Origin of the sequence: Mannheimia cairinae (assembly GCF_028649535.1) — a bacterium.
GTDB lineage: Bacteria > Pseudomonadota > Gammaproteobacteria > Enterobacterales > Pasteurellaceae > Mannheimia > Mannheimia cairinae.
In genome coordinates this window covers 40,264-52,221 of sequence record NZ_JAQSJE010000005.1, presented here as the reverse complement: position 1 = coordinate 52,221, position 11,958 = coordinate 40,264, and the positions used below count along the sequence as shown (strand labels likewise).

13 protein-coding genes are annotated in these 11,958 nt (G+C 39.0%); 4 read left to right on the top strand and 9 right to left on the bottom strand.

Annotated features, from left to right (window positions below):
• Positions 1 to 6 precede the first annotated feature (6 nt).
• The 4 genes from PTQ27_RS06170 to PTQ27_RS06155 form a co-directional block, all read right to left on the bottom strand.
• Positions 7 to 1,650 (bottom strand): ABC transporter substrate-binding protein, encoded by a 1,644-nt coding sequence (locus PTQ27_RS06170; protein WP_273749742.1) that lies wholly within the window; start codon positions 1,648 to 1,650, stop codon positions 7 to 9.
• Between the two features lie 133 nt (positions 1,651 to 1,783).
• Positions 1,784 to 2,545 (bottom strand): biotin--[acetyl-CoA-carboxylase] ligase, encoded by a 762-nt coding sequence (locus PTQ27_RS06165; protein ID WP_273749741.1) that lies wholly within the window; start codon positions 2,543 to 2,545, stop codon positions 1,784 to 1,786.
• A 14-nt stretch (positions 2,546 to 2,559) separates the two neighbouring features.
• Positions 2,560 to 3,588, bottom strand: coding sequence for a UDP-N-acetylmuramate dehydrogenase (murB, locus tag PTQ27_RS06160; RefSeq protein WP_273749740.1), 1,029 nt, complete (start codon positions 3,586 to 3,588; stop codon positions 2,560 to 2,562).
• Positions 3,589 to 3,744: 156 nt separating this feature from the next.
• Positions 3,745 to 4,635, bottom strand: coding sequence for a LysR family transcriptional regulator (locus tag PTQ27_RS06155; RefSeq protein WP_273749739.1), 891 nt, complete (start codon positions 4,633 to 4,635; stop codon positions 3,745 to 3,747).
• A 125-nt stretch (positions 4,636 to 4,760) separates the two neighbouring features.
• On the opposite strand from PTQ27_RS06155, the gene PTQ27_RS06150 reads away from it, so the two are divergent.
• From PTQ27_RS06150 to PTQ27_RS06140, 3 genes are all read left to right on the top strand, one after another.
• The gene (locus PTQ27_RS06150) at positions 4,761 to 5,204 is read left to right on the top strand and encodes a nuclear transport factor 2 family protein (RefSeq protein WP_273749738.1); all 444 of its coding nucleotides are present in this window, start codon (positions 4,761 to 4,763) and stop codon (positions 5,202 to 5,204) included.
• Positions 5,205 to 5,234: 30 nt separating this feature from the next.
• The gene (locus tag PTQ27_RS06145; RefSeq protein ID WP_273749737.1) at positions 5,235 to 5,894 is read left to right on the top strand and encodes an NAD(P)-dependent oxidoreductase; all 660 of its coding nucleotides are present in this window, start codon (positions 5,235 to 5,237) and stop codon (positions 5,892 to 5,894) included.
• A 115-nt stretch (positions 5,895 to 6,009) separates the two neighbouring features.
• Complete coding sequence (locus PTQ27_RS06140) at positions 6,010 to 7,167, top strand: multidrug effflux MFS transporter (protein ID WP_273749736.1); 1,158 nt, start codon at positions 6,010 to 6,012, stop codon at positions 7,165 to 7,167.
• Between the two features lie 87 nt (positions 7,168 to 7,254).
• Here the strand turns inward: PTQ27_RS06140 and lldD are convergent, their stop codons facing one another.
• The gene (gene lldD, locus PTQ27_RS06135; RefSeq protein ID WP_273749735.1) at positions 7,255 to 8,400 is read right to left on the bottom strand and encodes an FMN-dependent L-lactate dehydrogenase LldD; all 1,146 of its coding nucleotides are present in this window, start codon (positions 8,398 to 8,400) and stop codon (positions 7,255 to 7,257) included.
• A gap of 238 nt (positions 8,401 to 8,638) precedes the next feature.
• Here lldD and PTQ27_RS06130 point away from each other — a divergent pair, with 238 nt between their 5' ends.
• The gene (locus PTQ27_RS06130) at positions 8,639 to 9,526 is read left to right on the top strand and encodes a DMT family transporter (RefSeq protein WP_273749734.1); all 888 of its coding nucleotides are present in this window, start codon (positions 8,639 to 8,641) and stop codon (positions 9,524 to 9,526) included.
• Positions 9,527 to 9,560: 34 nt separating this feature from the next.
• Here the strand turns inward: PTQ27_RS06130 and PTQ27_RS06125 are convergent, their stop codons facing one another.
• From PTQ27_RS06125 to PTQ27_RS06110, 4 genes are all read right to left on the bottom strand, one after another.
• Positions 9,561 to 10,160, bottom strand: coding sequence for an HD domain-containing protein (locus tag PTQ27_RS06125; RefSeq protein ID WP_273749733.1), 600 nt, complete (start codon positions 10,158 to 10,160; stop codon positions 9,561 to 9,563).
• Entirely contained in the window at positions 10,150 to 10,986 is an 837-nt protein-coding gene (locus tag PTQ27_RS06120; protein WP_273749732.1) for an SIR2 family NAD-dependent protein deacylase, read from the bottom strand. The genes PTQ27_RS06125 and PTQ27_RS06120 overlap by 11 nt, the downstream gene beginning before the upstream one ends.
• Entirely contained in the window at positions 10,979 to 11,182 is a 204-nt protein-coding gene (locus tag PTQ27_RS06115; RefSeq protein ID WP_273749731.1) for a hypothetical protein, read from the bottom strand. The genes PTQ27_RS06120 and PTQ27_RS06115 overlap by 8 nt, the downstream gene beginning before the upstream one ends.
• A gap of 71 nt (positions 11,183 to 11,253) precedes the next feature.
• Positions 11,254 to 11,853 carry an SIR2 family NAD-dependent protein deacylase gene (locus PTQ27_RS06110; RefSeq protein WP_273749730.1) on the bottom strand — a complete coding sequence of 200 codons (600 nt, stop codon included), beginning with the start codon at positions 11,851 to 11,853 and terminating at the stop codon, positions 11,254 to 11,256.
• Positions 11,854 to 11,958 lie beyond the last annotated feature (105 nt).

Here is an 11,958-nt window from a genome sequence, read left to right as displayed (position 1 = left end):
AAGGGATTAATCAACTAATTTTGTACCATAAAGGTAAGTGTAACCAAACGGGCTTTGTTTGTAGCCTTGAACACGTTTGCTTGTTGGTGCAAAGTTAATTGAGTGAGCAACATTAATCCACGGAGCTTGTTCTCTTAAAATAACTTGTGCTTGCTCATATAATTTCGTACGTTCTGCTTTATCTGAAGAAGATAACGCTTTTTCTAATAACGCATCTAATTCCGGGTTGCTAAAACGTGCATAGTTACTGTTACCAACGTTTGCTGTGCCGAATAATGGTGATAAGAAGTTATCTGGGTCACCGTTATCACCAGACCAGCCGTAAGTTCCAGCCGTTAATTCACCCGCTTTAGTACGCTTAATGTAATCGCCCCATTCATAGGTCACTAATTTTGCTTTTACGCCGATTTTTTCCCAGTCTGCTTGAATAATTTCAGACATACGACGTGGGTTCGGGTTAGAAGCACGCACTACAGGTTGCACCCATAATTCCGTTTCAAAACCATCTGGATAGCCTGCTTCAGCTAATAATTGTTTTGCTTTTTCAATGTTAAATTCTGAATCAGCTAAGCTATCATTATAGCCCCAAATTGTTGGTGGAAGTGGGTTTTTCGCTGCAAAACCATTGCCTTGGTAAACAACATCAATGATTGCTTTTTTATCAACAGCTAAGTTTAACGCTTGACGCACTTTCACGTTATCAAATGGTGCTTTTTCCGTATTAAATGCCACATAAGCAATGTTTAAGCCTGGTTGAGATAATAAATTGATTTTCGGATCATTTTTCATTTTCTCAATATCAGTCGCATTTGGGAAATCCATTAAATCACACTGACCAGCTTGTAATTTTGCATAACGAGTCGTTGCATCTGGCACAATTTCAAAAATTAAACGATCGATATCCGACTTACCTTTCCAGTAGTCTTTATTCGCAACATAACGACTAGCTTGATCTAACACATAGCCATTAAACACAAATGGGCCTGTGCCGATTGGTGTTGTATCAATCACTTCCGGTGTGCCTGCTGCCATCATTTTGTCAGCATATTCCGCAGAATAAATAGACGTGAAATCCATACCTAAACTTGATAAGAATGACGCATCACGCTTTGTTAAAGTAATGCGAACGGTGTTATCGCCCACTTTCTCAACTGATTTTAATAAAGTTGGGAATTTCATCGCATTAAAATATGGATAAGTTCCTTTTGAAACCGTGTGGTATGGGTGGTTTTTATCTAATTGGCGGTTAAATGAGAATACCACATCATCTGCGTTGAATTCACGGGTTGGAGTGAAATCTTTATTTGAATGGAATTTTACCCCTTGACGTAATTTAAAGGTGTAAGTTAAGCCATCTTCACTGATTTCCCAGCTTTCTGCTAGTGCAGGCTCGATCTCTGTTGTACCAGGAATAAATTCAACTAAGCGGTTATAAATTTGTTGTGAGCTTGCGTTATAAGAAAGCCCGTCCATCATTAAAATAGGGCTAAAGCCTGTTGGTGAACGGCTTACGCAGTTTACGAAAGTTTTTTCAGCCTGTGGTTTTGCCGCAGCTGTCGCTTTATTTTCGGTATTTTTATCATCGCAAGCAGCTAATGCTAAAACAGCTAAAACACTTGCACTTACTTTAGTTAAAGTTGAACGTTTCATATCTTCTCCGATTGATATAGAGGCAATTCGATAAAGATTAACGTTTCTAGTGATTGGAGTAAAGAACAAAAAGCGTTTTGTTATAACTAAAAGATATAAAAAATCTTGAAATATATAACTGATTGAACAAAGCTTAGTCAGCTCTTAAGGAAATTTCCCCTATGCCGAAATACTGAATATTTTCCCCTTTCTTTAATATCAATTCGCCTTTCTCGTTAATTCCTTGGGAAATACCGTGAATTTCATTTGCTTCAGTAATTAATTTAACCGGTTTATTGCGGAAAATATCAAAGGCTTGCCAGCGTTCCGCATAATGAGAAAAACCAACAAGCGGGTAAATTTTTAGATTTTTTTGCAACTCAAAAGCTAAACGGCAAACCAATTTATTACGATCAAACTGATATTGGGATAAATCTGACCACGCTTGCGTAACGACAGTTTCGTCCACTTTTGCCATACCTAAATTTAAGCCGATACCAATGACTAAGTCTAAGCCTGAACGTGTTGCTTGTGTTTCAATTAAAATACCGCCCATTTTTTTACCGTGATAGTAAATATCGTTCGGCCATTTAATTTGAATATCTTCCACTTTTTCAGCGGTTAAACTTTCAGCAATTATAAGTGAAATAACCAAACTTAAAGGTGGCAGATTGGCAGCATCGCTTGTAGGGTAATGCCATAAAATAGAAAAATAGAGATTTTTACTTTCAGGCGAATACCAAGTTCGGCCACGTCGTCCTCTGCCGGCAGTCTGCATTTCAGCTAAGCAAACACTGCCGTTTTCTAACTCTTGATGATGTTTGAGTAAATATTCGTTAGTCGAATCAATTTCATCAAACACCAACGCTTGCCCGCAAATTAAGGCGGATTGAATTTGGGCTTGGTTAAGTTTCACGTGAGTCTCCGCATTTAACGAGTAATTTCATCACTATTGACTTCGCCTGTTCTTCCCATAAAGCGAACTTCAGGCTGAATTTCAACCCCAAATTTTTCTCGCACTCGGCGACGGACTTCTTTTGCCAGTTGGGCAACATCAGCTCCTGTGGCATTCTCTTTATTGATTAACACTAAAGCTTGTTGAGTATGCACCGCAGCCCCACCAATTTGGAAACCTTTCAAGCCAGTTTGATCGATTAACCAACCAGCAGCCAATTTCACAGAACCATCAGGCTGTGGATAATTTGGAATTGTCGGGAATTTTGCCTGTACTTGGGCAAATAATTCAGCAGAAATCACCGGGTTTTTAAAGAAACTACCCGCATTCCCAAATTCATCCGGATTCGGTAACTTAGAGGAACGCACTGCACAGACTTCATCAAAAACTTGTTTTGGGGTAACAGTTTGTGGGTCGAATTGAGTTAAAGAACCATAACTTAGCACCGGTTGCCACGCTTTTGGCAACTTAATACCAACAGAAATAATCGCAAATTCATCACGATATTGATGTTTAAATACACTTTCCCGATAGCCAAAGCCACACTCTGCTTTGCTTAATTTAAAACGTTCTCCGGTACGTAAATTGAGCACGTCTACAAAATCGCAGACACGTTCAAATTCCACACCGTAAGCCCCGATATTTTGAATTGGAGCAGAGCCTGCCACACCCGGAATTAAGGCTAAGTTTTCTAAGCCTGCCATATTATGCTCAAGCGTCCATTTCACTAACTCGTGCCAATTTTCGCCACCTTGCACGTGCAAATAATGGAACTGTTCATCTTCTCGATGAGCAATGCCCTTAAGCTTATTGACTAACACTACACCGTCAAAATCCTCTAAAAACAACACGTTTGAACCTTGCCCAAGGATCAAAACAGGTTGCTGTGAAGATACTGCTTTTTGCCATTCGCAAAGTAGCTGTTCCACTGTTGTAAATTCAATAATTTGAGAGGCTTTTGCAGGTAAATGAAAGGTGTGAAAAGGGGTTAAACTATCGTTCATATTAAAACTCGGCTTATTTAAACGTTGTAAGAGTGTACCATAAAATAGGCCTAACTTCTTATAATTAATGTAATGGCTAAGCCTTATTTTTAATAGTTAGTCGTTCTGCGTGTGAAATACAAAAAAGCATAGAAAAATAACCGCTTGTTCTCACTTTTACCAAGGCTGAGTAGCAAAACGCTCGGCTAAAAAATCCACTAATGCTCGTACCGTTAAAGGCAAGCGGTGGCGAGTTGGATACAATGCATAGAGCGGATAAAGCGGTAGCTCCCAATCGGTCAGCAATGGTTGCACGCTACCTTGTTGTAAGTGTTCGTTCAACATATATTTTGGCAACATCGCAATACCGCCATCTGCCAGCACCGCATTGAGTAAAGCGTTGGTATCATTTACGCACAAGGGGCTAACCAATTCCAATGCGGTTTCCTGCCCGTTTTGGTAAAACTTCCATACTTTTCGATTAACATTTGCGTGTGCTAAATAGCGGTGCTGAGCCAAATCTTGTGGTGTTTCTGGTGTGCCGTATTTCTCTAAATAATTTGGGGTTGCCACCAATAAGGAATGCACTGTAGTTAAACGGCGAGCGACCAAGCCCTGATCGGGGTTATCGGTAAAACGCAACGCCAAATCAATTCGCTCATCAAAAAGATCAACCCTTTGGTCAGAAAGTTGTAATTGCACCACTACTTTTGGGTGCAATGCCATAAATTCTTGCAATGCCTTAATCAGATGTAAACCGCCAAATGAAATAGACCCCGAAATACGCAATGTACCACTTAATTCTCCCGAACGAGCTAGAAAATCTTGCTCAATATTCTCGGTTAATTCTGTTATTTTTCTGCAATATTCAACCGCTTGTTCGCCTGCTTCGGTAAGCGAAACTTTTCTTGTAGTGCGTTGCAATAAACGAGCATTAAACCACTCTTCTAGTAATGCAATGGCACGGCTAACCATTGGCTTTGAAAGATCTAACTTATCTGCTGTTGCGGTAAAAGAGCCTGTTTCAGACACCGCAAGAAAGACTTTAATCGCTAAAATTCTATCCATTTCTCACCCAGATTGTTTCAATAATTGAAATAATTATATTCAATAATCGCTATTTTTCCTATTTTTTATTTCACTATAATGCACTGCATAAAACGTGATTAACAAAACAAACAAGGAAAGCAAAAATGAAAAAATTACTTTTAACTGCAACTGCACTTTTAACATCATTCTCTGCAATCGCAGGTACAACGCCAGAGCAAAATAAAAAACTGGCATTAGAATTTTATGAAATGGCATTCAACCAGCATAAAGTAAAAGAAGCTACTGAAAAATATGTTGGCAAAGAATATTTACAGCACAACCCAAGTGTTGCCGATGGTGGGCAAGCTTTTATTGATGCATTTGAGCCATTTTTAAAAGAGCATCCAAAATCTAAAGCAGAAATCAAACGTGTAATGGCAGATGGTGATTTAGTAATGTTACACGTTCATAGCACAATGGATGAAAACGATCGTGGTGAAGCCGTTGTTGATATTTTCCGCTTTGATGAAAACGGAAAAATCGTTGAGCATTGGGATGTTATCCAAGCTGTGCCGGAAAAAACAGAAAGTGGTCGTTCAATGTTTTAATAATCAGTGATTGATTAAGAGGAATTAAAAATGAAAAAAATCGCAGTAATAGGTGCAACAGGTTATGTTGGTTCAGCAGTAGTGAAAGAACTTGCTGAGCGTGGCCATCAAGTAGTCGGTTTTGCACGTAATGTAGATAAAGTACTAAAAGCAGATAATGTGCAAGCGGTCGCTTTTGATGTGGAAAATGCAAAATTTGCCGAGCAATTAGTTGGGTTTGATGCGGTAATCAGTGCCTTCAATCCAGGGTGGACAAATCCAAATATCGGAGCAGATTTTACACGTGGTGCAAATGCTATTTTAGAAGCAGCAAAATCAGCGTCAGTACCTTATTTATTAGTGGTTGGCGGTGCAGGTAGCTTATATGTAGCGCCTGATTTACAAGTTATAGATACCCCTGATTTTCCAAAAGAAATCTATGATGGAGCTAATGCCGCTCGCCATTTATTAAACGACTTACGTGATCGCCGTGATGTAAACTGGGCGTTTATTTCTCCTCCAGCTAATTTAGGAGAAGATAGTGGTTTTAGCGAAGAACGTTTAGGTGCTTACCGCTTAGGTGGCGAAGAATTATTAATGAACGGCGATGAGCCTGCGGGAATTTCTGTGGCAGATTTAGCAATCGCTATTGCTGATGATGTTGAGCAAAAAGCTCACTTGTTCCAACGTTTTACAGTTGCGGCAAAATAATCTATCACACAGCTTACAAGCGGTTGGAATTTTGTAATATTTTACAAATTTCCGACCGCTTGTTTTTTCAGCTATACTATTGCCTTTTATTTTTAAGTTTTTAAGAACGACGATTATGACCAAAGCAAACTCTAAATTTTTCTTAGTATTACTGCTCGGTGTGCTTTCTGCATTCGGGCCTTTTGTGGTGGATCTTTATCTGCCGGCTCTTCCTCAACTTGCCGAGTTTTTTAACACTTCTGCCTCAATGACTCAGCTTACCCTAACTACCGCTATGTTTGGCTTGGCGGCTGGGCAGCTATTGTTAGGACCGATTAGCGATAAATTCGGGCGCAAAAAACCTTTGTTGATTTCTTTGTTGGTCTATATTGCCAGCACTATTGCTATCGTATTTTCACCAAATATTGAAACGATGATTGCCTTAAGAATCGTGCAAGGTTTATCTTCAGCAGGTAGCGTGGTGATTTCCCGTGCAGTGGCGGCAGATCTCTATCAAGGCCGTGAAATGACCCGCTTTTTTGGACTATTGATGACAATTAACGGCTTAGCCCCAATTCTCTCGCCTGTGTTGGGAAGCCTGTTATTAGAATATATGGGCTGGCAAGAAATTTTTATCTTTTTAGCGTTAATTGGTGTGGCAGTTTTTGCATTTAGCTTACGCTTAAAAGAGAGCTTAGTAGAAGAAAAACGTTTGCAAGGTTCAACCTTTGCTAGCTTTGGTTCTTTCGGTAGTATTCTTAAAAATCGCCGCTTTATGAACTTTGTCTGGATTGAAAGTTTCCTGTTTGGTGCGATGTTTGCTTATATTGCCGCTTCGCCATTTATTTTACAAAGCTTCTACGGATTATCCGCCTTTGCCTTTAGTTTATGCTTTGCGGCAAACGGTGCAGCCTTAGTTATTGGCTCAAATAGAGGCAGTCGCCTTGATGACTACACTGCCTTACGTATCGGCGTAATTGGCTTTGTTGTGATGGTTGCTTATACCGTTGCGGTATTGTTATTACAAGCTCACTGGCTATTAGTCGAAATTGGATTCTTTGCTACCTTGCTAATGGTTGGTATTCCACTACCAGCTCTTTCCTCACTGGCAATGGACAGCGAGCGTCGTTACTCTGGAGCAGCTTCCGCCATTCTTGGCTGTTTACCATTTTTACTAGGCGGAGTCATTTCACCACTGGTTGGCATCGGTAATATTTTCATTGCGACGTCACTCGCAATGGCGGCTTGTGCTGTGTTGGCAATAGTTGTTTATCGTAGTATAAAAACATCCTAATCTGTAAGTAAAATTTAGCAAAAAAATAACCGCTTGAAATCAAATTCAAGCGGTTAAAAATTTAATTTTATCAGCTAGATAATTGCTTTAAATTTTACTTAAATCAACTAAAGCATCACGGGTAATATCGCTGATTTTTTGGTTGCTGGTAAGTGTCATTGCCACTTTCATCTCTTTGAGGAAAATATCTAATAAGTTTTCCACACCGGCTTGCCCTGCCGCACTGAGAGCATACACAAAAGATCGACCAATCATTGTGCAATCGGCACCTAATGCCAACATACGAACTACATCTAAACCATTGCGAATGCCTGAGTCAGCAAGGATTTTGATATCCCCTTTTACCGCATCAGCAATACTTGGTAAGGCTTTCGCAGAAGACAGTACACCGTCGAGTTGGCGACCGCCGTGATTAGAAACAATAATGCCATCAGCCCCAAAGCGAACCGCATCTTTGGCATCTTCGGGGTCAAGAATTCCTTTAATAACCATTGGGCCGTCCCAAAATTCTCGGATCCACTCTAAATCTTTCCACGAAATTGATGGATCGAAATTTTCCGTGAGCCAGCCGATATAGTTATTCAGATCAATAGGTTTTCCCATATATTTGGAGACATTACCTAATGTATGTGGTTTGCCTTGAATGCCGACATCCCAAGCCCAGAAAGGGTGAACCATTGCTTGTAGCACACGGCGAATATCTTTATATGGTCCACTCATACCTGAATGATTATCACGATAACGAGCTCCAGGTGTCGGCATATCAACAGTAAAAACAAGTGTTGAGCAACCTGCTGCTTTAGCACGCTCTAGTGCATTTTTCATAAAGCCACGATCTTTTAACACATAAAGTTGGAACCACATCGGGCGGTTAATCGCAGGTGTTACTTCTTCAATAGAACAAATAGAAACCGTAGAGAGTGTGAATGGGATCCCTTTGTTATCAGCCGCTTTTGCTGCTTGTACTTCGCCACGGCGAGCGTACATTCCCAAAGCACCGACTGGGGCAAGCGTAACCGGCATAGAAAGTTTTTCTCCGAATAGCTCAATACCTGTGTCTAACTGCGACATATCTTTTAATACACGCTGGCGTAAAGCTATATCTTCTAAATCGCTTACATTACGACGAAGTGTTTGTTCAGCATAGGAGCCACCGTCTGCATAGTGGAACATAAATGGCGGAACACGTCGTTTTGCCGCACGGCGATAATCATTAGCAGATGAAATAATCATTTAATACCTCGTAAATGATGAGAAAAAAGTGCGGTTATTCTACTTAAAATAAAAATAAGAATTACTATTATTTGCGAAAATTGAGAAATAGATCACATTTTTGTTAATAAAATGTAGAAAATTTAGACGCAAAATGTAATTACCCTGCTTTGCTAACCGCTACTTTAAGACTATTTCTATTGCAATTTCGCTAAGCTCAGCTATGCTTGTAGTTTTAATCCTCTCTAAAGTAATAACTATGAACAGCCATCAACCGATCAAAGGAGCAATAGCCATTATTACTGCTGGTGTGCTATTTGCCTGTATTAACACCCTTATTCCTAAATTAACTTCAATTTCGCCTATTGATTCTAGTGTGATTGCTTTAGTGCAATATTTAGCTGCTTTTATATTTCTTCTGCCAAGTATGAACAATATTGGGTTTCGCTCTTCGTTGAAAACCGCACATTTTGGGCAACACTGTTTTCGTATTTTTTTATCAGCGATAGGAATTCAATGTTGGACAATGGCATTAGCAAATCAACTCCCGATTTGGCAAGGTATTGCCCTACTGATGACTTCACCGCTTTTTGTAACAATCGGCTCAGGAATCTTTTTAAAAGAGAAGGTCGGGAAAAAACGTTGGATCGCCACCGCCATGGGCTTTATTGGAGCGATGATTATTTTAGAACCTTGGAGTGATAATTTTAATCTGATTGCGTTATTACCAATTGCAGCCGCTTTTTTCTGGGCTGGTTACTCACTTATGGTGAAAAAGCTTTCACAGCACGATAGCCCAACTACAATGGTGGCTTATCTCTTTATCTTGATTACACCGTTTAACCTATTAATTGCCTTAACAAATCTAAGCCCAAGCGGTTTTAGCCTGCCTTCGTGGAGTGATTTTGGTTTTCTGATTCTACTCGGTTTTTTTACCGCCCTTGCTCAGCTAGCGGTCGCAAAAGCCTATAATTTAGCCGATGCCTCTTATATCCAGCCGTTTGATTTTATTAAGTTACCGCTTAATGTATTGGCTGGCTGGTTAGTGTTTAACTGGGTGCCGCCAGGTAAATTATGGTTAGGGGCAGCTATTATTATTGCTGCAACTATCTACATTACTCATGCAGAAGCTAAACAAGAAAAATAAATTAAAAAAGCAGGGATAACCTGCTTTTTGACTATCATGACTCAAGCTCAACACCACCTGTATTTGCTACGATATTTTGAGCAAAATTCACTAGCTGTTTTGCTTCACTAGTGCGTAGATAAGCAGGATTGAAGTATTGTTCACCTAAACGAAAACGATCTAACCCATCTGCATCTTTAAAAATTTTATATAACCTAATCGCTTCAGCATCATTTGGTAAATGTTTAGTAATATATTGAATGCCAAAATCATCAACACGATCATGACACTTCATTAAGCATATCGCAATTTCATTAACTGCTAACTGATGTTGCTGGCAATATTGGCGGTAATAGGTACTTGCACGCTCACCGTGTCCAATATCTGCACCATCATCATAACGATAACTATCATGAAATGTAGCAGACCAACATAGCGTATCTAGTTCTTGTTCATTTAGATTCAAACGATAACCTAGAATAACAGCATATAGTAATACTCGAGAACTATGCACAACACCGTGAAGTTTACTTTCGATATTAAACTCCACTTGATGATATAAGAAGTTATACCAGTATCGATAACGAACTAAGGCTAATTCAGCTTGCTCTGCAGGAATCTGAGACAATAATGCCTTTTCTAATTTACGCTTCATTTAATGCTTCCAATACCTCATTTAAACCACCATCAACGCCCAGAGAACGACTAGCAATCTCTTTCGGTATATAAAGCTCTCCTTTATTTACGGTGATATAAAAGGCTTTAGGATGTTGATAGACCCATTGCATAAATGGCATTTTTATTAGCTGATTTCTTGCTCCGACACCTAATTCTAAAAATAATACGTTTTTATCTGCCCCATCTTGCAGAAAGGCTTGGTAAGCATCACGCTTGGTACGCCATATTTTGTCTTGCTGGAAATTACTATCTAATTCAATATGAATCTGCATTTCCCCGCCGCAATTTGGGCAATATGGCACCAGATGTTCCGGCACATAACCATTCTCACATTCCGCCATTTCTTGTAACTGTTTTTCACCGTTATATACTTGATCTGTACATTGGGTTTTACATTGGAAATCAATACCATTACCTTCAATTTCAAATAAACGCTCTTCAGGAAAGCCAGCTTGGCGAAAATGATTTTCAAAATTGCTGGTTACAACAAAAAAATCTTTCTTTTTTACCAAAGCAAATAAATTTTGCATTACTATTCCAGCAGGCTTTTGACGTGTCATATAATCGTGTAATCGTGCAAAATATGCCCAATAAACTTGACTATCTTGGAAAGGGTAGAAACAGCCCTGAATTAAACTATGAAATCCATATTTTTGTTCAAAATCGCTAAATTTCGTCCGAAAATCGTGGTTATTAGCAAAAATATGTATTCCTTCAGAAATAGATAAACCATTGCTCGCACCAATCACTATTTTATCGGCTTGGCGAATTTTTTCTGCTACTTGCTGAATTAAATCAACCATTGTTTACCTCTTGATCTTGTTGTTTTAATTGAACTAAATCGTACAGTGTGGTTGCAATATCATGTTCGAAAATAGTTGCTTTACCCTCTTTCATTTCAGGGAAAAAATCTTCATTTTGGTTAATACGAATAAGTGAAGCATTCGGCCATAAATTTACCATCTTAGAAAATGGGTATTTAATGATATTCGGAGTCATCCTGCCGCCCCCCATCTCGATAAACAAAATTTTACGATTATGATTTTTCACAACGAAATTTTCATATTCACCTAATTTATCTGCCCAATAAGCCCCTCTAAAAACTCATAAGAACGAATCCAAGGTTCTAAATCCGCTCCACATTTTGGGCAAGTTGGGATAGTTTCTGGATCAACTTGGCAGTCGTGAATAGAGGCTGCCATTTTACGTACAGCTTCTTCTGCTGGATACACTTCATCATGACAAGGTCGGCTACATTGCAACCAATGAGCATCACCTTGTGGATAAGCAATTTTGCTTTCATCGAATACTTTTGAAAATTGCATATCTTGGTTAGTGGTGATGACAAAATATTCTTTATCTCCAATCAGTTTAAATAAGCTCTGATATGTCTGGCCTGCTGGCTCATCAAACATTGCTGTTGCATGGCGAGATAAATATGCCCAACGGCTTTCACGGTTTGGGTATTTGTAGTAAAGAGACTGAAAACACCCCGTTACGCCGAACTTATGATGAAAATCCATAAAATGTTTTTTGAAATAATCACTAAAATTATAAAAATCGTGTCCATTTGCAGTAGAAAGTCCACTTGCTCCACCAATAATTACTACTTCAGCTTCTTTAATACGTTGATATGCCTCTTTTAATTGTGCTTCATAACTTTGTGTCATTTGTTTTTCCCTAGTTATTTATCTTTATTGTGTGTATTATATTTAGGGTATAAACATCAAAACAAGTATGCACAATTATGATATATACTATCTTAAATGATAGTT

Coding starts and splice junctions, on each gene's coding strand:
- PTQ27_RS06170 (WP_273749742.1), bottom strand. CDS start 1,650: ATGAAACGTTCAACTTTAACTAAAGTAAGTGCAAGTGTTTTAGCTGTT.
- murB (WP_273749740.1), bottom strand. CDS start 3,588: ATGAACGATAGTTTAACCCCTTTTCACACCTTTCATTTACCTGCAAAA.
- PTQ27_RS06155 (WP_273749739.1), bottom strand. CDS start 4,635: ATGGATAGAATTTTAGCGATTAAAGTCTTTCTTGCGGTGTCTGAAACA.
- PTQ27_RS06150 (WP_273749738.1), top strand. CDS start 4,761: ATGAAAAAATTACTTTTAACTGCAACTGCACTTTTAACATCATTCTCT.
- PTQ27_RS06145 (WP_273749737.1), top strand. CDS start 5,235: ATGAAAAAAATCGCAGTAATAGGTGCAACAGGTTATGTTGGTTCAGCA.
- PTQ27_RS06140 (WP_273749736.1), top strand. CDS start 6,010: ATGACCAAAGCAAACTCTAAATTTTTCTTAGTATTACTGCTCGGTGTG.
- lldD (WP_273749735.1), bottom strand. CDS start 8,400: ATGATTATTTCATCTGCTAATGATTATCGCCGTGCGGCAAAACGACGT.
- PTQ27_RS06130 (WP_273749734.1), top strand. CDS start 8,639: ATGAACAGCCATCAACCGATCAAAGGAGCAATAGCCATTATTACTGCT.
- PTQ27_RS06125 (WP_273749733.1), bottom strand. CDS start 10,160: ATGAAGCGTAAATTAGAAAAGGCATTATTGTCTCAGATTCCTGCAGAG.
- PTQ27_RS06120 (WP_273749732.1), bottom strand. CDS start 10,986: ATGGTTGATTTAATTCAGCAAGTAGCAGAAAAAATTCGCCAAGCCGAT.
- PTQ27_RS06115 (WP_273749731.1), bottom strand. CDS start 11,182: ATGACTCCGAATATCATTAAATACCCATTTTCTAAGATGGTAAATTTA.
- PTQ27_RS06110 (WP_273749730.1), bottom strand. CDS start 11,853: ATGACACAAAGTTATGAAGCACAATTAAAAGAGGCATATCAACGTATT.